This is a genomic window from Sphingopyxis jiangsuensis (assembly GCF_016734905.1).
Taxonomy (GTDB): Bacteria; Pseudomonadota; Alphaproteobacteria; order Sphingomonadales; family Sphingomonadaceae; genus Sphingopyxis; species Sphingopyxis jiangsuensis.
In genome coordinates this window covers 1,147,454-1,168,460 of sequence record NZ_JAERPO010000001.1, presented here as the reverse complement: position 1 = coordinate 1,168,460, position 21,007 = coordinate 1,147,454, and the positions used below count along the sequence as shown (strand labels likewise).

Below are 21,007 nucleotides of genomic sequence, written 5' to 3'. Positions count from 1 at the left end.
GACCGCCCGCCGCGCCCTGCCTATAGGCGCTGCTCGCCCAAGCGGCGGCCTTTCGGGGCGGAGTAGCTCAGCAGGTTAGAGCAGCGGAATCATAATCCGCGTGTCGGGGGTTCGAGTCCCTCCTCCGCTACCAGAGCCGAAAATCCCAGCTCATCCCGGTTTGCGCTGTTCCGTATTTATTTTTCCTGAAACCAGCCGTTTAATCGGCGCCGATGGGTGCCGATAGAGAGCGTTGCGTTCCGGTGCGGTGATTTGATTTTGGGGGTGGATGGGGGATAATTTTTGCCTGTTCCTCAAACAGGCGATGCCCAATGACCTTGAAAGAGCTCGAAGTGAAATATGCGACGCGGTGTGAGCGGCCGTATAAAATGTCTGACGGAGGCGGACTATAGCTGCTCGTGCAGCCCACCGGATCGAAGTTCTGGCGCATGAAATATCATTTCCGTGGCAAGGAAAAGCTGCTCAGCTTTGGCAAATATCCAGCAGTGACACTCGCGATGGCGCGAATGAAGTTGAACGATACCAAGGCGTTAATCGACGCAGGATGCGATCCCGCCGAAACGAGGCGGGTGGCAAAAAGATTGGCGGCCTCGCCTGACTTCTTCGAGCCTGTCGCGCGGGCGTGGCACGCGAATCGCGTCGACGGTTTTAGCCCGGCACATGCCGATCGGGTGCTGAGCCGCTTGGAACGCGACGTTTTTCCTGTACTTGGCAAAAGGCCAATCCGATACATTGCGGTGCCCGGGGTGCTCGACGTCATTCGCACGGTGGAGGCGTGCGGAGCGCTCGATAACAGCAGGCGGCTCAAGCAGAACATCGGACAAATGTTCCGGTTCGCGATCGCAAGCGGCTGACGGATTCAGCGGTTCGACCGAACGTCAGCTTTCCCAAATTCTGTTCCTGATACCGGACCGACAGAACACGGCCAGTATTGATGCTCTCCGAGGTTCCTTGGGCTTGCTCAGTCATTGTGAAGTCTTGCTCGGCAGCGCCGGCTTTGGCGCGGGGCCTGCTTCCGGATTTCGAACGATCCAGCCCCGACCCTCGCGCAAGTCGAGCGTGATGATCCAGTCGTGCAAAAACGGCATGCCCAGATTGCCATCCATAATCATATCTGGCGTGAACATATGTTCGGATTGGAGATCTACGCCTTCGGCAACCTGGAAATACCCCGACTGGGGTTCCTCTGCATCAGGCTGCAAGCCGAACAGGGCCGCGTTGTGTTTTGCTACCAGCACCGTGCCGCCATTACCTGAGTCCAATTCCATCCAGACCGGACCACGTGGGCTGGTTACTTCGGCCATAATGGCAAGCGCGGTGCCTTCCACCTCGCGTTTCATGCGGATCGGGAATGGCCGCATCGAACGCACGCGTTCGTGGAGGCTCGCTGGCGATTCCACGATGATTTCGCCTTCGCCAAGATTCAGTGTGATTGCGCGACCCTCGAACATGTTGAGTGCAGCAATTCCCTCCAATTCGGCATCGGCGGGATTGAGCTTCCCGAGGTCGATTGCTCCTAGAAGCGGTGGCCGGAATGGATGACCTGCGACGAAGATATCCATCGCGTTGCAACGAGGCCCGTCGCCCCGCTGGCCGAACATCCGAAAGCCCGTCACGCGTCCCCAAAGTTCACATTTTGCGGCCGAAAGCACATCGGGATGGAGCAGGGTCAGGCCGGCGCCCGTATCGAAGAGAAGCTTGCGTTCCGCACCCCCAAAGTCGACCCGGATGAACCACCGGGTGCGCCAGCGCTCCAGAGGAATGACGGCGTCGGGAGACGCGTTCGTTGCAGGCGTGACCTGGTCTCTCGCATTCGCGGTCGACGGGCTCGCGAGATGAGCAAAAACAAGGCAAGCAGCGACAAGCGTTGCGCGAAGCGTCATTTCGTTCCCTTACGTCAGCCGCTTCCTGCGGCGATTGATTTCGGCCGATTTGACAAGGACGACCTTAACCCTCGCCGAACGAAAACATGCGATAATGTCGGCCGTATCGGTCAAGGGATCCAGCCCACCGCATCGCTACCTGACCGCCAATCATCGCCTCCGCTTTGCTGCCGGCCGCCGCTCGAAGCGATCACCTTCGCCTAGGCCGATCTCGGGCAACCGGAACGCACGCACTTCGCCTGCCGGGCGGTCAATCGCGAAAATTCGCCGCGGCTCTGCCGGATCGAAGGCGAAAGCCTGACCTCCAGCGTCAAGGTCGATCGTCGCGACATGGAGCAGTTCGACGCCCATCCGGGGTTTCGCCAGCACGTAAAGCTCGGGCAGTGTGTGACCGAAGAGATAGAGGAAGCCGTCGGGTCCGATTGCGCCGCCCGATGCTGCCTGCGGCGCCATTTTCTTGCGGATCGAGGGCGGAATCAGCCAGCCACCTGTACGACGCCATTGGTCGTCGACGCTGATGATCGACGAATAGTCCGACGACTTGAAGGGCACACCGGTCTCGTCCGAATAATGCGAGAAGCCGAGGAGCCAACCGCCCGCCATCGGTTCGGCGAAAGTCAGCGACCCCTCGTCCCTATTGCCGAGGCTGTGGCTCGCTTTGTGCGCGAGGGTAGCCGTGTCGAAGACTTCCACCGAACTCCCCATCGGCACTTCGGGATGGTTCGAATGGGCACAAACGAGCTCGGTGTCCATCACGATGCAGCTGTTGAGGTGGCGCAGCATCCCGCCGCGCGGACTCGCCCAGCGAGCGAGCAGTCGCCCGTCGGCACGCGAATATTTGCCGATCGCGGTGTTGACCACGGCATAGATATTCTGCGCGTCGACCGCGACGCCCTGCCGCGCTTCTGGCGCGCCGTAAACATATTCCATCCTGGCCTTGAGGCGCGAAATCTCACGCGGCTGCAAAGGCGGCAGCAACGTGCTCAGCCCGCGCGCGGGGGGCGCAGCGTCGCCCACAAAAACGCCGATATGATTGCCGAGCGGTCGCTGACGTCCCGGGACGCCGGTGTGGATCGGTCGGCTCATCACGATGGGGCCAGCGGGGCCGCGGGCGACCATCGTTGCCGAGCCGCCGCCATCGAGGCTCATGACGTCGCTTGCGCCAAGCTTGCGGAACAGGGCCAGAATATCGTCGGTACTCGCGCCGAGGCTCCATCCCGGCTGGCGGCCGTCGGCGACGACGAGCCACAGTTTCGTGCCGTCGGCATTCAGCCCCGCGACGGTGCGCGGGCCGCCACCCGAACCCGGTGGCGCAGCTGCAAGCTGCGCCGCTTCCTCGGGCGTCAATTCGGTCGCGCCGTGAAATACGCCGTCGCGGCCAAGGCGGCGACGCGGTACGAATTCGCCAGCTTTCAGGATGCGCGGCCCGGCCGACACACCTTCGGTAAAGCCCGCGGGGCAGACCTGACCTTCGACGATCGCCGCACGGGTCGGCGCGAAGCAAATCATGCTGTCGACGCGCGCATCAATGCCCTCGACCGGCGAGACGGTCGCGCCGTCCGAGATCACGGCGCCTGATGCCGCTGCGGCTTGTCCCGGCTGCGGTACAAAATCATCGCCACCTTTCGATCCGCCGACGAATGGCAGGAAGTAGCTGGCGTTGACCGCAAGTACCGCGCCGGACCTTGCGAGATAATCGCTAGCGGTCTGTGCCCGATACTCCATCCCGGCCGAACGGTCGGCGGGCGTGACCTTCACTTGAACATCGGAGCGCGTGAGGTCGATTTCGGCGACATGCATCACCAACGGCGCATCGCCGGCGCGGACGATGCGCCAGTATCGGACGCCGAGCGCGATGTCGCACGGCGTCTCATCCCCGCCGACGCATCGCTCGGCGCCGATCGGTCCGGACAGGAAAGGATCGACCGACTGGGCGGCGGCGGGCGTGCCGCCGCCCAACAGGGAAAGGAGAAGCGCGTATTTCATGCGCGGCGTCCCGATTACAACGAGAACGCTACGCCGACCCAGAACTGGCGGCCAAACCGGTTAATGTCGCGCGCGATATTCTGGTCGGGTCCGGTCAGGTTCAACCGCTGCTGATTGGTCAGGTTGCGGACCTCGCCGATCATTTCGATCCCCGAATTGATGCGGATGCGCGTCTGGAAATCGAAGGTGTTGAACGCTGCTTCGGTCCGGTCGGCCGCCGGGTTGGCGGCGTTCACCGACGTCTTGTTCTTGCCGATATGTGCATAGCTGAGGCGCGCGCGCACGGGCCCCTGTTCATAGAAGATCGCGGCATTGGCCAGGAACTTTGCCTGGCCCGGCAGCTGGTCGAGCTTGCGGCGAACCGTATTGTTGCGGATCGTGATGCTGCCGTCGAGCACGGTCACATTGCCCGACACGCCGAAGTTGGACAAGAAGCCCGGCAGGAAGGCCAAACGGTTGACCACCAGATTGGCTTCGAAACCCGTGACCTTCGCGCCTTCGGCGTTGCGCGGCTGGCTGACATTCCGCTGCACGCCGTCGATCGTCTCTATCGACGCGAAGGTATAGATTTCGTCCTCGATCTTCTTGTGAAAGGCCGCGAAAGACAAAATGCCGAGCCGGTCGGGCAGATAATATTCGAGGCTCGCTTCATAGCTGTCGCCGCGACGCGGATCGAGGTCGGGGTTCGGGCGGCTGATCGAATCGTCTGCGTTGATCACTTCCTGGCCCGCGATCGAATTAGGGTTCGGCCGGCCGATCGCCTTGAACCAGGCGGCGCGAAGGCGAAGGTTCTCGCTGATATCATATGACGCCGTGATCGACGGCAAGAGGTCGTCATAGGAATTCTTGCGTGATATCGGGGTGAACTGGTCGACGCCGCCAACGGTACGCCGCGAATAACCGTCGGCCGTCGTCTCGGTCTTTTCGTAGCGGACGCCGGCGATGATGGTGTGCCGATCGCCATGATGCCGGACAAGGCCGTAACCGGCATAGACATCTTCCTGGAACCGCCAGTCGCCGCCGATGGTCTGCCGCGCGCTGTTCGCGGCACTATAGGTGAACTGCGACGGGTTGGCGTTGAAATAGTCGAGGAAGCTCTGGAAATCGACGAACAGGTGGTTGAAATTGCCGAAGATCGGCTGGTAATTTTCGACTTGGTTGAACTGCGTCAGGCGCAGGTCGACACCTGCGGCAGGCGACCAGAAATCCTGCGTGCGGTCGTTGTCGCGGATCGTCTGCCGATATTTGGCTCCAATGCCTACGCCGAAGCCGTCATCGCCAGAAGCGTTGTTCCAGCCGTAATCGAACTGGCCTTCGGTAACCTTGTCGGTCGAGTCATCTTCATAGGGATTATAGCTGGTGAAGCGATATTGCGCTGGATCGCTGAAGCGCGGGTCGATGTTGGTCGCAACCGGATAGCGCCCGTCGAGTTCGAGATCGAAGGTCGGCGCCGCGCCGACCAGGTTGAACTGCAGCTGGTTCGACGGTTCGACGAAGCTCGCCTGCGAATAGGATCCGCGCAGTGCAACATAATGGCCTTCCTGTTCATAAGACAGCTTGCCCTGTCCCATGTGGAGTGGCTTCCGGATCGGGAAATCGTTGAATCGCACGAAGCTGCCGCCCGCCGTGTTGAGCAACTGCTGCGAATGGCGCAGTTCGGTGTCGTCCTGCGAGAAATAGGTATAGGCGAGGCTGGCTTCGAGCCCGTCGCCGGGGCGCGCCTCCAGCTTCACCGTGCCGCCATAACGGTCGACCGAATTGGGATAGGTCGACCAGAGCAGGTTGGTGTTGGGACCGGCCGGCGCGGCGGTCGCGCCCGTGCCCGCCGGGATATTCTGCGGCAACAGCCGTTCCTGGTCGCGCCTTTTGCGGCTGAACGATCCGGTCACGACCAAGCCGAAGATCCCGTCGGGCCCGAAGCGGGTCGAGGCAATCGCGTCGCCGCGGAAATTGATGCCATCATCGCTGTCGCGACCAAAGCCGCGGCCCGGAATATCCTGCGAATCCGACATGCCGACAAAAGCATTGCCGGCGATGAAAGTGCCGGGCTTGTCGAACGCCGAACGGGTGACGACGTTAATCGCGCCGCCGATGGCGTTGCCCTCCATATCGGGGGTGCGCGACTTCAGCACTTCCAGGCTGGACACGGCGGTCGACGGAATCGCTTCCATGTTGAGCTGGCGATTGCCGCGTTCGGCGGTGGCCATCGTGCCGCCGTCGAAGCTGCCAATAGTGAAACTGGGGTTCAGGCCGCGGATCGAAACATAGCGGCCTTCATCCTCGTCGAAAATCGTCTGAACGCCGGGAAGGCGGCGCAGGCTGTCGGCGATATTATAGTCGGGCTGCTGCCCGATATCGTCGCTTTTGGCAAACTCGGCGATGATTTCGGCGTTCCGCTTGGCATCGACGGCCAGCTGGTTCTGGGCGCGAAAGCCGGTGACGACGATATCCTCGCCTTGATCCTCCTGTGCAAAAGCTGCGGTCGGGCAACAAAGCGCCATCACGCCAGCACCGGTCAGCAACGAATGACGGATCGATTGCGACACCATTTGAATCATGGGGGGAGGCTCCTGTTTTTGTTTTCGGCGGGAAGGAGCTGACCCCCTAGGGGTGGTTTGTTGCAGTCATCACACGAAGCAATGACGGTTGATGGTCGGTTGGATGACAAATCCGCAATGGAGGCTGGGCGCAGGAGCCTATCGCGAAAAGATCGCTTTCGCTCAGGGGCTTCGTCACGTGCCAGTTGGTCCGCGCTCAGAGCAGTGCTCATCATCGGTATAAATGAACTGCCCTTGTCCGGGGGGCTCGGGACTGGGAGCGTGGGTCTCCCCGGCTCCGTTCGTCGTTCTTAGGGGATAGTCTGAAGCTGGTCTCGCTTGGAGGAGTCCGCATCGGACTGCGCGCGATCAATGCCGTCGAGCGGCCCGCGTTTCAGCCTACTAACACTGGCTCGTCGCAACACGTTCGAATGTGTCGTCGTAATCTGGGTGATTCACGGTATCGGACAGGGCTTTCCCGAACGAGCCGTAACTTTTTTGTGTTGCGCGCAATTGCTCCACAATTGTCGGGAAGGCAGGGGGCTCAACACCCTGGTTGCCGGTGTCCCACTCGTCGGCAGTCGTCAGTGCCCATAATTTGGTGACTTCATGGGTGTAATCCGAAGCCGCGATATGGGAGCCGGGTGAAAGTTCGAACATTGTTTGGAGAAAGACGGCCTTCAATCGATCTTGTCGGCCGCTATCTGGCGACATCTCCACATCCTTTTCGGCAAGCCGCCTGTCCCAGCCATATATGGCGCGGGGATAGGAGCCGATCGGCAAAAATTCCTGAAGGGCAAAGCGCAGGCCCCAGGCATCTTCTCCTATCGCATCAATCTGCCGATCATTCGTCGTCGCTGTTTCGTTCGGTCGAGCGCCGCTATATCTGGATTGCAGTTCGTCATGCACCGCTTGCTGGTCGCGTATCGGCTTCTTGAAATCCAAAGCCACTTGCGCCGGGTCAAAAGAACAGCGCGGCGAACCGGCCAAGCCGCATCCGGCCATAAGCAGCGCAAAAGGCAGGAACAAACCTCTCATGCCCGATGCCCTGGTTACCACGATTCGGCGTCCTTCTTTATGCTGCCCGGGACCCGAGGGCACATTATTTCTCGATATCGTCATGGCAGGCAGTCCAGACGAAACGCTCGAGATTTGGCGCGAAAGACGGTTGCTCGATCGCTTCAAGCATGACCGAATGGAGCGCGCGATGCGCGGCGGCCAGCCGATCCCTGGCGAGCAGAAGCGGATAGGAATGAAAGCTTTTGCCATCGATATTGTCGTGCACGGGCGTCCACGCATCCATTTCCCGCAAGGCATCGTTATAATCGAACAAAATTGCTCCATTTTCGTCTTCGGCACTGGCCAGCATGCGAGCGAAACCGATGCGCAAACGCTCCTTGCTTCCGGTTCCCGTCGGCGGCGGCACACGGATCGAACGCACATCGGTCGCGACGCCATCGGCACGTTCGACCCGCTCGACTGGTGCAAGGATGTTCAGACTGAAAAATTGGGCGCTGTCGATCACCGAACGCAGCATAGTCTGGCGCTCGCGATCGAATAACGGGACAGGCTGGCCCCATCGGTCGCTGTTTTGATCATGGCGCTCCCGGTCTTCGGCGAGCGTTTCGAGAGCCTTGCCCAGCTCATGGACATTATAGGCGATATATTCGCTTGCCTGATCGGCCGGGAATTCATCCTCTGCAGGGCAAAGGTCGACGCGATCCTCGTCGAATGCGCTCCAAAACTCTCCCGCGGCGGCCTGTGACGGACTCATTGTAATAGCCAGAATTACCGTGACGAACATTGTGGCTTTCATTGATCTCACCTTCGGCTTGCAGCGATGTCACCGTGCTGCGCACATCTGTTGTAGCCGTTTGATGTTCGCGGCCGCTCGGTCGGCAGCAGCGGCGGACAGATAGGAAAGCGATAGGTTATCAACTTGACGCACCCCCGCCGTGCTATCGACATTGCGAACGGGTTTCGGGCCGCCGGGTTCGGAACTGAGAACCAGATAAATTGTCTCTTGCTTGAAGCTGGCTCCGTGGCTGCGACTGAGCCAGCGTATTTGCGAGAGGTTGAATCTGGCGGTTTGACGAAATGTCGAAGTCATCCCCCGCTCCCATGTCCCCACCTCAACCGTGACATCGGCGATACAATCGGCAATTTCGACAGCATTCTTCCAGCGTCGTTTGTTAATCGACCCGTTGCTTCGCTCCATCCTGATATTCGTGTCATCCGCGATTTGCTGTTCGATGCGGGACATTTCGGGAGATGCCGTCATTGCCGCCAACCAGGCCAGCGTCGCGCTCGGCGTTGAATCATTGGCACCGAGTGTCAGGGCCATTGCCGCAAGAACAAACATCGTCATTTCCCTTTTCGAAATGTCATTCGGATTGGTCCCGTTCGGACAGGATATCGTCGCAATATGATGTCATCCGGCGACCAAGCGCCGTTTCGAACCCGGGTGCAAATAACGCTGTCTTGAGCGCGGGCATGAACGCTTCAAAGGCGTTTTTCAGGCCGGAATTCTGGTCATGGAATGCTGGCGCCGGCTGACCCGATGCCAGCGCAAGCGTGCTGCCCTCAAGAGCATGGAGCGCCTCGACAAAGGCGATGCCAAGTGCGCGGTTTTCCTGCGCGCCGGACAAGAATTGCTCCATGGCCACGATCTGGTGCTCGGCGGCCGTGCCATAGGCGGGAACCGAGCGTGTCGCGAATCGTTCGACGAGCCTTTCGCCGTCGCTTGGCCGGCTATATTGCGGGAACAAGGCGCCCATCAGCGCCATCAGATGTTGGAGCCGCTCCTTATACCGCTCCATTCGCGCGCGCATCGGGTCGCGCGCAGAGAGAGGCGACAGACCAAATTGAGCGGAATGGGGGCTGATCCGGGCGAGCGTCGCACGGCCATGGACGTCGAGATCGTACCAGGCGCTGCGTATGGCGCCCCCGACCAGCGATAGCCGTTGTTCCGGCGGGACCTGGCAATAGTCGCTCGGGTCAAGATGCTGTTGATGGCCATTTTGAGCGACGGCGGGGGTGGTGATGAACAGGAAGCCGGTCAGGGTCAGGGTAGCGAGGCAAATTTTGTCCATCACCTTCCTCCGGCCAACGGACGTCCACGCGGCACGCAGCGTTGACCGTCCCAAGTCGAATCCCATGTACCAAAGAGGCTGGGATTACGCCCGTCGGAATAGAAGGTCGCGTTATAGCCCTGCCCGTTATTGGCGTGCCAGGGACAAAGCAGGCTGCTTGAATGTCTCTCGTTGTTGTTCCTTGACCGCAGTCGCCGGAGTATCGCTTTGCGCCGCTCGAGACAGACATTGTCATAGCCGACAAACGCGTCGTCGCGGTCGTAGATGGAGCAGATCTCATAATCGCCGTCGCCGAGCGACCGGGCCGACGCTGGTTGGGGTGCGACGATGAGCAGGGCCATGGCCCACGCGGCGATCATCGTCACCATGGCATATGCGCGAGAATGCATGAACTTTCTCCCTCGATCGCCCCGAGCACCGGAGAGCGCACCGGCAACAATTCCCATTCTGACAGTCGCGCAGGCCAGGTCTTTGTCGGCCCGGTGAAAAGTTATGAAAAATTCTGAAGCGAGCCGAACGCGTTCGGCGTCGCCGCTCGCCGGGCGAGCATTCCCGGCGGTTGCGGGGATTTACATGCTAAAAATCAAACGGCGGTGCGGCTGGTTGAGTGCGCCCGCGGGCGCCTTTGTGCCTTATCAAGGCTGGACCATCGTTACTGCGGGAGATACGCTCAGGATTACGACAATCGCGACGGGGGTTTAGATTGTTCCAAGCCGAACAGCGTTGCTGCAGTTTTCACTCGATCCGCTTCATTCCCGATGTGCGTCTTGTCCGTTCGGCCGACGAAGATATTCTGCTCGATCGCAGTTCCTGCGCGATCTTCGCGCTTTTGCTTGAACGCTGCGGCGAAGAGGTTTCCAAGGACGAATTGCTCGAAGCCGGCTGGACCGGACGCATTGTTCATGAAAATTCGCTCGCGAAGGCGATCGGGCGGTTGCGTCATGCGTTGGGCAAAGACAAGGACCGGCTCGAAACGGTCTTTGGCAGGGGCTATACACTGGTCGGCGAGGCCGTTTGGCAGGGCGTAGACAGCGCCCCCGCGGCTGTGCCCACCCGCTCGACCGTCATGGCGCCGAGGCGGATAGTCGATCGTTTCGTGAGTGCGGCCAGGTCGCGGCGCGGCATGGCGGTCTTGAGCGGCGCGATCCTGCTCATAGCGGCACTGCTCCTCAGCGGCCTCTGGGCGCCGAAGACAAACGCCGGGCGAAGCGCCGAGGCGGAAGCCCTCGTCGCCTATGTGTCGAACGATCTGATCGCGGCGACCGACCCCTATTCGCTCAACGAGCGCGACCCGAAATTGCGCAATGTCGTCGAGCGGATTGCCCTCTCGATGGACACGCGCTTCGCCGACCATCCCGCATCGCTGGTGTCACTTCATCAGATGGTCGCGAACGCCGTGAGCGGCTGGGGCGAATATGGCCGGGCGGTTCGGCATCTTGATGCGGCACGGGATTATGCCGAACGATATCTTCCCGCTTCCGATCCGGTCTTCGTAAAAATCGATACCGATCTCTGCCAGCAACTGCGGCTCGCGGGACTGACCAAGCGAGGGGAGCGCGTATGCTTGCGCGCGCTGTCGGGGGCCGAGGTGCGAGACAGGGCATCCTTGCCCCGTGCCCGCGTCAATCGCGCAAAAATGGCGTTCGAGATTGGCGACTATGCCGCCGCGCGCGCAACCTTGCGGCAGACGATTGCGGTGCCCGCAGACCTGGATCCCAATTTGCTTGCCGACGCCTATTGGTTCCTCGGCTTGTCCGAGCGCAAGCTTGCGCGCTTCCCCGCGGCTGACGAAGCGCTGCGCGCGCATATCGCGATGCGCGAGGAACAATATGGGGCGGATCACCCGCTCACGGGCTGGGCCTATTCGGATTATGGCGACCTGCTGGTCGATGCCGGTCGGTATGACGATGGGCTGAAGGCGCTCGAAAAGGCACAGACAATCTTCGATGCCCGGCTCGGCTCCGACCATCTGGAATCGCAATCGCCCAAATATAGCGTGGCGCTGGTGCATGCGGCGCGCGGCGACCGGCACAAGGCCCGTGACATTTTCGTATCCATGTTGGCCATATTTCGCGAAAAACTCGGCAGCGACCATTTCTGGACGCTCTATACGATGACCGAACTGGCCGATGTCGAGGCCGAACTGGGCGACATCGACGCCGCCGCAAAACTGGTGATCGAGGCCCAGAAAAATGCCGAGCGTCTGCTCTATGGGCGTCCGGGAAAGGAAGGCTGGTTCCGCCTGCGGTGGGCCGAAATCCTCACCAAAATCGATCATAAAGAGGCTGCGGCAACCGAGTTGCGGCGGTCCCAGACCGCGCTGCGATCAAGTTTTGGGTCCGCCCATCCTTGGCATGCACGCAGCCTCTGCGCCGCGGCGCGCCTTGCGAAGCCGGACGCGGCTACGCGTCAAGCCCGTGCATGTCTCGAGACCTTGCAGCGTGCCGATGTGCCGCCCGAATATCCTGTCTTGATCGAAGCCGAGCGGATGGTCCTTGCGAGCAGCTGAGAAAACCGATTTGCAATAAGCCATTGTAATATAGTATATATATTTCTGTTTCATCAAATTTCAGAAATTTTCATCGCTCGCGGCAAAGACTTGACCCACGCCTCCGTGATCCTTTCCCCTGACGGCCGCTTGCAAACGGCTCAGGCAATGTTCCGGGAGATCGGTTGTGCAAAAGCGGAGCGAAAAATCCGCCATTCAAAAATTCGGAGCGGCGCTCCTGGGTTCGGGCCCCGTCCTTTTGATTGCCGCGAGCGGGGCGAGCACGAGCGCGATCGGAAGCACGCGGGCAGAGGCCTGCGCAAAGGCAAAGAGCAGCGCGATTTCCATTTACGGGCGGTCGAAGATCAAGGGTTTCGGCCATTGCAACTGCACGCGCCAAGGCAGTCCGCAATCCACTTGGTATGACTGCAAGATCGCGGTCACTTTGACCGACTGACCGTGCGTCGGTGCCAAGGCCGGTCAAATATTGGCCAGCCCAGGCTGGGATCATCAGGCAAATCAGGGAAGGATCAGAAAGTCCATGCGCATCGTCCTCATCATGACCGGCCTTGCAGCGGCCATGTCGTTCAGCCCGTCGTTCGCTCAGTCCAATAGCCAGATTAGCGCGGTCGGCCGCACGATCGTCACGCAAATACCGTCGGGCTTCAGCGCCACCAATTCCCGCAACCAGACGCGGTCCTTCTACGCCAACAAAATATTGGTGAAGGGGTGCCAGTTCGATATTGCGACCTCGGTCGATCGCGAGGGCCCGCGCGTCACGCGCAATATGGAAGAGCATCAATCACGCTTTGCTGCCCGCGATATCGCCAGTTTTGCATGGGGCGCGGCGCCCGACGGTAGCGGCTGGTTCCGGCTGAACCTGACGCAAAAGCTTGCCACCTACGGCTATGAAATGAATGGGCGATATGGCGAAACGAAGAGCACCGCCGTTCGCCTGTTCCTCCGGTCAAAGGAAGATGCTGATCGGCTGTTGAGCCAATTCGAACAGATAAAAACCCTGTGCGGCTGAACCCCGCAGTCCTCCTCAACGCCTTTGGCAAGAATAGGGCCGCCGATTGGTCCGCTGACAAATTATCGCATGTCCCCGCTAAAAACTCGGAAAAGGAAATCAGGATGAAAAAAATGATCATCGCCACCGCTGGAATGTCCGCTTTTGCGATCGCTGCGCTGACCGTTGCCGCTCCCAGCTATGGACAGGGCGTCGAAACCAAACAGGGTGTGACCTCCCGTTCGGCCGGATACAGAAATGGGCAACCGGTGAAGAGTGACGCCGAATTGTGCGCAAACCTCCGGCCTGCGACGGTCGGAAAAGTCATTCCTTCGACTGTTACGCAATGCCGCTGCGAGGACCGAAACATGGGCTCTCGGACCCGCGTCTGTTCGGTTTCCTATAATTATACGGTCGGCGTCAACCGTTCCAGCGGGAACGGAGGATCAGTACGCTAGCCGTTTGATAATCCGCGCCTTGGGGGTCTATCTGCGAGCTATGTCACCGACGGTACCTCGGGCTCGGATTACTGTTATTCTTTGGTGATCGCTGAACCGATACCGAATTCGGACGACAGCAAGCGGCGGCGTCATTATCTCGACAGGACGCTTGTCCATGCGCGAGTAAAGCGCCTCTTGTGGGGACGACCTCCGCAGCGCAGCAGCCGTTCGGAACAACTTGCGATCTGCAGTCATCGACTGTTTTGCAAGCAATGCTTAACATGCTGCCGCGATGATCTGGCGGCAGCTGTGCAGTTGATGTTCGCCGAGGATTCTGCAGGACGCATTCCGGCGTTCGATGGCGATGCGGCTAAAGGTTGGCTCGAAAGAGATGACGGCATTGCGCATGCTAAAACCATCTCGTTTACACCGAGAGAGTCGGCTAGCGGTCAAGAGGCGCCATTCCCACCAGTCAGCTTTGCAATGGCAATCCCTAACCGGACACACCGAACATAACGAAGAAGAGAGCGGCAGCAAAGCTGGCGAGTGACGCTGCCGCCACCGGAGCCGTCGCGCGCCAGCCAAGATCGAGCAGCAAGTCGGTTCGCGAACGCATGGCCGTTGCGGTGACGGCGAGCAGAAGCATGGCCTTCGACGCGGCGAGCGACGTCGTTGCTGTCATTGCAGGCAGGTCGATCAGGCTGTTGACCGCGACGATAGCGAGGAAGAGCGTGATAAACCACGGGACGGCAAGCCGGCGCCAGGCGGGTCGCGCGGCGTTGCTGGCGGCGGGGCCTATCCAGAGCGATACCAGCAGTACCACTGGGGCGAGCATGGTGACGCGCGCGAGCTTCACGATCGTGGCGTAGGCGCCCGCTGTATCGGAAAAATCATAAGCGCCGCCGATCGCCTGGCCGACATCATGGATCGACGCGCCGATCAGGTAACCGGCCTGCGCGTCGGAGAGTCCCAGCTGTGCGGCAATGACAGGATAGAGCGACATGGCGAGCGCGCTCGCCATCGACACGCCAACGAGCGTCAGTGCAAATTGCGCCTGCCCGAGCCGTTCCTTCCCGATGACGCTGTAGAGCGCCAGCGCGGCGCTCGCGCCGCAGATCGCAGTCGCGCCGCCCGCGAGGAGGCCCGCAAATGGTGATTGGCGCGACAGGCGGGCGGCGATCAGGGCGGCCGCCAAGGCGATCGCCATAATCGCCAACAGGGCCGCGAAGGGTCCGATTCCCAGTGCCATGATCTGCGATGCGCTGACCTGGAAACCCAGCAAAACGATACCGATCCGCAGAAATTGCTGCGATGCCAGATCGAGTCCCCGATGCGTCCGTGGGTCGCGCGCCGCGAAATTGAGCGCGAGACCGACAAGAAGTCCGAGCAGGATGACGGGCACGCCATAGTGGTCCGATAGCCAGGCCGCAGCGCCCGAGGCTACCGCACAGATCGTCAGGCCCGGAAAATAGTCGCGGACCGTCGGCGCTGCCGCGCTTCGGGTCAATTCGGCAAGGTGGATCTCGCCGAACAGGTCGCCGGAATAGGGCTCGGTGGGAGAGGGGGCGCGGCCCATCGCATCGCTGTCCTTCAGTTTATGTCCTACGGTGTCATATTTTTCTTCCCTTATCGGCGGCGTGCGCTAGGTTGCAAGTCGAAACAGCTTCAAGGGCGAGGGAGAGAAGATGATGGCGACCGCAGCAGCGCAGCAGGACCGCTCGACGCGCATCGCGATCATGCTGGTTACGCTGCTTTTTCTGGGCAACGCGCTCAACTATGTCGACCGGCAGGTGCTTGCGCTCCTCAAGCCGACGCTTGAAGCCGAGTTCGGATGGAGCGATTCGGATTATGCACATCTGGGATCGACCTTCCAGATCGCGGCTGCCGTCGCTCTCTTGGGTGTAGGCTGGTTCGTCGACCGTCTTGGCGTACGCTGGGCCTATGCAATCGCCATAGCGGTCTGGAGCCTTGCAGGGATGGCGCACGCCCTGGCGCAGTCCGTTCAGCAATTCGTCGCAGCGCGCGTCGTCCTCGCGGTCGGCGAGTCGGTCAGCACGCCGGCTGGAATCAAGACGGCTGCCACCTATTTGCCGGTGCGGCAGCGCAATATGGCGATCGGGCTGATCAACACCGCCCCCAATATCGGTGCGATCATCACGCCGCTCCTTATCCCGCCGCTGGCGATGGCCTTTGGCTGGAAAGCGGCCTTCATCGTAACCGGTGCGCTAGGCTTTGTGTGGCTTGCCTTCTGGATACCCGCAATGCGCAAGATGCGCCCGCTCGGCGACCTTCCCGAGCGAGCGAAAGTCGCTTGGCGACCGCTGCTGCGCGACCGCCGGACGTGGGCGGTCGTCGGCGCCAAATTCTGCACCGACTGCGTGTGGTGGTTTGTGCTCTTCTGGATGCCCGATTTCTTCAACCGGGTTTTCGGGATGAGCCAAAGCGCACTCGGTCTGCCGATCGCCATCGTCTTTACATTGGCAGCGCTCGGTGCCGTGACGTCGGGCGCCCTCTATCCGATCCTGCTTGCGCGCGGCTATTCGGTCAATCGTGCGCGCAAATTGTCGATGTTCATCTTTGCGCTCGCGGTTTTGGCAATGCCGCTCGCCATGTACACGGCCAATCCTTGGGTCGCGGCCGTGTGCGTTGGCATCGGCCTGTTCGCGCATCAGGGTTTCTCGACCAATATCTTTGGCATGACCGCCGACATTATCCCGCCGCTGCGCGTCGCAACCGTCATTGCGCTTGGCGCCGTGGCAGGCAATCTGTCGGGCACGGCGATCATCGAATTCGCGGGCTGGTCGCTCGGAAACGGGCTGGGCTATGGGCCGCTCTTCGCAATTTGCAGCGTCGCCTATCTGTGCGCGCTTGGGCTGGTCCATCTGGTCGTGCCGCGCCTAGAGCTCGCTGACACGAAGGAATGAGGCGCGGCGTTCGGCGCGCCTTCAATCAGGATTGTCGGTGATTCCCGGCGAAGGCCGGGATCCGAAAGTCCCCAAATTTGCAGGTTCATTGCGCCCGGCTTTGACCGGGCGTCGCGCGAAGGGTGCGGGGGAGCATCTCAGATGGTGCGCGGCCAAGGCACCGCACATCGGCGCCAGCTCGCCGTTCCAATACGCCGATCCACTGGATGCCGCCTATCCTCGTAGCTTGGCGCATGTCGATAAGCGGGCCGGCACGAAGAGGTCGGCGCCGCAGGCAGAGCGTTATTGATCGCTGGTGGACTTGTCGGCCGATATTCTGTCGCGGGCGGCCGATCGCGGTCGTCAGCCCTGCCCGATTGCGCGGCGCAGGCGGTCGGCGGCCGTGTGAAGGACATGAATAGCCCCCCTGCGCTGGGCGCAGGGGGGCAGGGGATGATCCTCGTGGGGAACGAGCGGCCCGACCCGCGGGCGCCCATTCCGATTACATGCGCGCGCGGAGGCTCACGCCGAAGTAACGGTCGGCATCGCGCGGGATCTGGAGGCGCTGGCCGTTCGAGACGTTCAGCAGCACATAGCTTTCGTCGCTGATGTTGCGTGCGTGGAAGGTCAGGCGATAGCGGTCCTCGGCGTCCGAGATGCCGATTGATGCGTTCCACTGGCCATAAGCGTCGATGAGGCCCTGTTCGCCAAGGTCGGAGAATTGCTTCGACACATGGCGATAGTCGGTGCCGAGGTAGAGCATCATGCCGCCTACCGGCACCTCATAGTCCGCGCCCACGGTGTAGGTGAACTTCGGGGCGAGCGGCAGGCGCGTGCCGTCGCGGGCATCGGGGGCATTGGTGAGCGGGTTCGGATTGAACTTCTTCACCTTTGCGTCGGCATAGGCGGCGCTACCGCGCAGCGTCAGCCCTTCGACGGGAACCGCGGTCAGGTCCGCCTCGAAGCCCTCGCTCTTCACGGTGCCGGCGTTGGTCAGGTTGGTGACCACGGCACCGTTCAGCAGCACGAAGTTGTTCGCCTGAAAGCCGTCATACTCGACGCTGAAGCCCGCGAGGTTGAGCTGGACCTTGTTATCGAGGAATCGCGATTTCAGACCGATTTCAAAGGCGTCCGACGTTTCTTCATCGATCGGAACCGCGTTGGTCGGCGCCGTATGGTTGAAGAAGACGTTGAAGGCCGGACCCTTATAGCCGCGCGTATAGCTGCCATAGAGCATGATGTCGTCCGACGGGGTGAATTGCAGCACGGCCTTGCCCGAAAGGTTGCCGTTGCTGCTCGACCCGCTCGACGTGTTGAGGCCTGTTCCGCCCGAAGCGATCGTACCGCCCGCCGGGCTGCCCGAAATTCCCGGGCCGGTCGCCGGGAGGCCGGTCACCGCATTGATGCCCGGCGCGCGGAAGTGCGTGAAGCTGAGGTCGTCCCAGGTGTAGCGGAGCCCGCCGGTCAACGCGAAGAGGTCGTTGAAGCGATAGGTCGCCTGACCGAACAGCGCGAAGTTGGTCGAATTGACATCGCTGTTCGACGTTGCGGTCGGGAACAGCGTGTTGACCGTGTCGTTGACGTTGCACGGGCGCGCACCCGTTACCGGATCGACGGGAAGCGTCGATGTGGTGCAGGTAATGTCGCGGCGCGTGAAGTCCTGCTTGTTGTCCGAATGCCAGGCAAAAGCCCCGACCTGGTAAAAGAAGGGCATGGACTGGTCGGACGCGATGCGCGCCTCGACCGAGAACTGCTGCGTCTTCACGAGGCCGTTGTCGTGCAATTCGGCCGTGCCGACGATCGCGCGGGGCAGGAAGTCGCCTTCGCGGATCTCTTCATTCTCCCAGTTGCGATAGCCCGCGACGACGCTCAGCGTGTGTGTGTCGGTGAGATCGAAATCGCCGCTGGCGGTCAGGCTCCATTGCTTGTCGCGCGTGCGGGTAACAAGATTGTGATTGATGAAGCGCTGCTTCTCGCCGAGCGCAACGCCGCCCGGGAGGCCGAGTTCTGCATCGAGCACCGCGCCGCGGCTCGCACCCGTTACATCGGCGCAGCAATCGTCATCGGCCTCGAAATAATCGGCAATGAAGCGCAGCCGCGCCACGTCGCCGCGATAGTCGACGATTCCGCGCGTGCCCCAATGTTCATAGCCATTCACCTTGCGGTTGCGACCGCCATTGATGTTGGTGATGTTGCCGTCATAGCTGCCGTAAAAGCCGGTGATGCGACCACTCCAGTCGCCGCCGATCGGGCCCGAAACCGAACCGCGGAGGCGATATTCGTCGCCCTCGAACCATTCGGCCTTCGCCTCGGCTTCGAGTTCGTCCGTGCCGCCCTTCGACACGATGTTGACGAGGCCGGCCGACGCATTCTTGCCGAACAGCGTTCCCTGCGGGCCGCGCAGGACCTCGAGGCGCTCGGCATCGACGAGGTCCATGAAGGCCTGGCCCGAACGGCTGAGAACGATGCCGTCGACGACGGTCGACACGCTCGGCTCCGCCGCGACGGAGAAGGTGATGGTTCCGACGCCGCGCATCACGATTGCACTGTTCGCGCTGGTCGTGCCCTTGCGGAACGTCACCGAGGGAACAATGCGCGTAATGCCTTCGAGACTCGTCGTGCCTGTCGCCTCGAGGCGGTCGCCCGAAACCGCGGTGATCGCGATCGGGACCTTCTGCACATTTTCCTCGACCTTCTGCGCGGTGACGATGATATCTTCGACTTCCTGCGCGTGCGCTGCGGTGGCCGAAGCGACTGCGATCATGCTGGCCGTGGCGGCCGCGGCGCGCAAAAGGGTAAAATTGGACGCACTCATAGCATTCTCCTCCCAATATCGATTCGGGGCGTTTTTCTGCCGCCGGAAGCCCGGCTGCACGAAAAACGCCTCTCGCTTCCTGCATGGCAATGCGCCTGTCCTCCGAATATGTCAAGCGGTGTCATATAGGCCTTGCGATGCGGCCGGATTTGTGGTTCTAAAACACCTAGGCGAGAGGGTCTGTAGCGTGAATTTGCGATTTTCCGACAGTAAAGGCGGTTTTGAGCTTCGATTCGGAGCGCATGTCGTGCTGCGCCATGCCGTTCAATGTCCATCGGTGGTCATTGCGAAGGGCGACCCGCAGGTCGCGATGTATCGCGGCAATTTCCGCATCGACGATGCGCCAAGCGGGCGCATTGCGCCGACGGAATGGCGTGCCGATGGCGCCGACATGCTGTTGCTCGATGCGGGCGAGCCCGCGGTGCGGCTGCGTCTCGACGGCGACGCGCTGGTCGTTGACGCTCTGCGCGGCGGCTATGACCGGATAACGACCCGCTTCCACGCCGAGCCTGACGAGGCCGTTTGGGGCGGCGGCGAGCAAATGAGCTATCTGATGCTTGCCGGACGACGTTTTCCGATCTGGACGAGCGAGCCGGGAGTCGGTCGCGACAAATCGACCGAGATCACGCGCATCATGGACGCCGACGGCATGGCTGGTGGCGACTATTGGAACAGCAACTATCCCCAGCCGACCTTTTTGACGTCGCGGTGGCTGGCGGTCCATCTGGACAATTTCGGGTATAGCGTCCTCGATTTTTCCGATCCGGCGGCGCACTGCGTCGATTATTGGGGTGCGCAGGCGCGGTTCGAGTTTTTTGCCGCTGAAGGTCCGAGAGAGATCGTCGGGCAATTGTCGGCGCGCTTCGGCCGCCAGCCAGCGCTGCCCGACTGGGCGATCGGCGGCGCGATCGTCGGCCTCAAGTCCGGGACATCGAGCTTCGATCGCCTTGAGCGCTTCGTCGATGCCGGGGCCGCTATATCGGGGCTTTGGTGCGAAGACTGGGCGGGCATTCGCGAGACGAGCTTTGGCCGCCGTCTCTTTTGGGACTGGACTGGCGGAGCGCGCAGCGAACAGCGTTACCCCTATCTGCGCGCGCGCATCGCAGCGTTGAACGCCCGCGGCATTCGTTTCCTCGCATATGCAAACCCCTATCTGGCGGTCGACGGCACGCTTTATGAGCAGGCGAAGGCCGAGGGGCATTTCTGCCTGCGCCAGGACAGTGACGAGGTTTATCTTGTCGACTTTGGCGAGTTCGACTGCGGGGTCGTCGATTTCACCCGCCCCGAAACGCGCGACTGGTTTGCCGAACATATTCTCGGTCGCGAGATGCTCGACATCGGCATTGACGGATGGATGGCCGATTTTGGCGAATATCTGCCGACCGACGTGCGGCTCGCCGACGGATCGGACCCGATGGAGGCGCACAACCGCTGGCCGGTGCTGTGGGCCGAGGTGAATGCACAGGCGCTCGCCTCGCGCGGCAAGACGGGCGATGCGCTCTTCATTCATGCGCGCCGGTTTTTCCGGCGTGCAAGCGCACTGCCCTTTGCTCTGGGCGGGCGATCAATGTGTCGATTTCACCCGCCACGACGGCATCGGAACGGTGATTACAGGAGCGCTGTCGGCAGGGCTCGTCGGCAATGCGTACAGCCATTCGGACTGCGGCGGCTATACCTCGCTGCATGGCAATGTCCGCACCGAGGAACTGATGCAGCGCTGGTGCGAACTGGCTGCGTTCGCCCCGGTCATGCGCAGCCACGAGGGCAACCGGCCCGACGACAATCTGCAATATGATTCGACGCCCGAACTGCTGGCCTGCTTCGCACGATGGAGCCGCGTCCATGCGCATCTTG

The 21,007-nt window shown here is 61.2% G+C and carries 16 protein-coding genes, 1 tRNA gene and 1 pseudogene; 7 read left to right on the top strand and 11 right to left on the bottom strand.

The genetic code is table 11. The annotated features are described in order from the left end of the window. The first annotated feature begins 56 nt into the window (after window positions 1-56). Window positions 57-133 (top strand) — tRNA-Met (locus tag JI743_RS05635). 265 nt (window positions 134-398) lie between these two features. Continuing rightward, window positions 399-854, top strand: coding sequence for a tyrosine-type recombinase/integrase (locus JI743_RS05630; protein WP_330901976.1), 456 nt, complete (start codon window positions 399-401; stop codon window positions 852-854). A gap of 111 nt (window positions 855-965) precedes the next feature. Here JI743_RS05630 and JI743_RS05625 read toward each other — a convergent pair whose 3' ends face one another. From JI743_RS05625 to JI743_RS05590, 8 genes are all read right to left on the bottom strand, one after another. After that, on the bottom strand, window positions 966-1,883 hold the full coding sequence (locus JI743_RS05625; RefSeq protein WP_201926728.1) for a hypothetical protein: 918 nt from the start codon (window positions 1,881-1,883) through the stop codon (window positions 966-968). Between the two features lie 150 nt (window positions 1,884-2,033). Beyond that, window positions 2,034-3,869: a phosphodiester glycosidase family protein gene (locus JI743_RS05620; RefSeq protein WP_201926727.1), complete on the bottom strand. Its 1,836-nt coding sequence runs from the start codon at window positions 3,867-3,869 to the stop codon at window positions 2,034-2,036. Between the two features lie 14 nt (window positions 3,870-3,883). Then, window positions 3,884-6,427, bottom strand: coding sequence for a TonB-dependent receptor (locus tag JI743_RS05615; RefSeq protein WP_201926725.1), 2,544 nt, complete (start codon window positions 6,425-6,427; stop codon window positions 3,884-3,886). 381 nt (window positions 6,428-6,808) lie between these two features. Next, window positions 6,809-7,465, bottom strand: coding sequence for a hypothetical protein (locus JI743_RS05610; RefSeq protein WP_201926723.1), 657 nt, complete (start codon window positions 7,463-7,465; stop codon window positions 6,809-6,811). A gap of 43 nt (window positions 7,466-7,508) precedes the next feature. Then, complete coding sequence (locus JI743_RS05605; protein WP_201926721.1) at window positions 7,509-8,180, bottom strand: hypothetical protein; 672 nt, start codon at window positions 8,178-8,180, stop codon at window positions 7,509-7,511. A 69-nt stretch (window positions 8,181-8,249) separates the two neighbouring features. After that, window positions 8,250-8,774: a hypothetical protein gene (locus JI743_RS05600; RefSeq protein WP_201926719.1), complete on the bottom strand. Its 525-nt coding sequence runs from the start codon at window positions 8,772-8,774 to the stop codon at window positions 8,250-8,252. Window positions 8,775-8,790: 16 nt separating this feature from the next. Beyond that, entirely contained in the window at window positions 8,791-9,498 is a 708-nt protein-coding gene (locus JI743_RS05595; RefSeq protein ID WP_201926717.1) for a hypothetical protein, read from the bottom strand. Then, on the bottom strand, window positions 9,498-9,887 hold the full coding sequence (locus JI743_RS05590; RefSeq protein WP_236659697.1) for a hypothetical protein: 390 nt from the start codon (window positions 9,885-9,887) through the stop codon (window positions 9,498-9,500). The genes JI743_RS05595 and JI743_RS05590 overlap by 1 nt, the downstream gene beginning before the upstream one ends. A gap of 314 nt (window positions 9,888-10,201) precedes the next feature. On the opposite strand from JI743_RS05590, the gene JI743_RS05585 reads away from it, so the two are divergent. Beyond that, complete coding sequence (locus JI743_RS05585; RefSeq protein ID WP_201926714.1) at window positions 10,202-12,007, top strand: tetratricopeptide repeat protein; 1,806 nt, start codon at window positions 10,202-10,204, stop codon at window positions 12,005-12,007. Between the two features lie 195 nt (window positions 12,008-12,202). On the opposite strand, the gene JI743_RS15280 is transcribed toward JI743_RS05585, so the two are convergent. Beyond that, complete coding sequence (locus JI743_RS15280) at window positions 12,203-12,334, bottom strand: hypothetical protein (protein WP_269090300.1); 132 nt, start codon at window positions 12,332-12,334, stop codon at window positions 12,203-12,205. Window positions 12,335-12,527: 193 nt separating this feature from the next. Between JI743_RS15280 and JI743_RS05580 the strand changes: the two genes are divergently transcribed. After that, a complete protein-coding gene (locus JI743_RS05580) occupies window positions 12,528-13,016 on the top strand; it encodes a hypothetical protein (RefSeq protein ID WP_201926712.1) in 489 nt (162 codons plus the stop codon). 104 nt (window positions 13,017-13,120) lie between these two features. Then, window positions 13,121-13,453 carry a hypothetical protein gene (locus JI743_RS05575; RefSeq protein ID WP_201926710.1) on the top strand — a complete coding sequence of 111 codons (333 nt, stop codon included), beginning with the start codon at window positions 13,121-13,123 and terminating at the stop codon, window positions 13,451-13,453. Window positions 13,454-13,928: 475 nt separating this feature from the next. On the opposite strand, the gene JI743_RS05570 is transcribed toward JI743_RS05575, so the two are convergent. Continuing rightward, the gene (locus JI743_RS05570) at window positions 13,929-15,011 is read right to left on the bottom strand and encodes a YeiH family protein (RefSeq protein ID WP_201926708.1); all 1,083 of its coding nucleotides are present in this window, start codon (window positions 15,009-15,011) and stop codon (window positions 13,929-13,931) included. A gap of 112 nt (window positions 15,012-15,123) precedes the next feature. Between JI743_RS05570 and JI743_RS05565 the strand changes: the two genes are divergently transcribed. After that, window positions 15,124-16,359 (top strand): MFS transporter, encoded by a 1,236-nt coding sequence (locus JI743_RS05565; RefSeq protein ID WP_201926705.1) that lies wholly within the window; start codon window positions 15,124-15,126, stop codon window positions 16,357-16,359. 481 nt (window positions 16,360-16,840) lie between these two features. Here JI743_RS05565 and JI743_RS05560 read toward each other — a convergent pair whose 3' ends face one another. Next, window positions 16,841-19,153, bottom strand: coding sequence for a TonB-dependent receptor (locus tag JI743_RS05560; RefSeq protein WP_201926704.1), 2,313 nt, complete (start codon window positions 19,151-19,153; stop codon window positions 16,841-16,843). Between JI743_RS05560 and JI743_RS05555 the strand changes: the two are divergent. Further along, window positions 19,047-20,958: pseudogene (locus tag JI743_RS05555) on the top strand (alpha-glucosidase); the annotation flags it as partial. The gene JI743_RS05560 and the pseudogene JI743_RS05555 sit on opposite strands and share 107 nt — an antisense overlap. Between the last annotated feature and the right edge of the window lie 49 nt (window positions 20,959-21,007).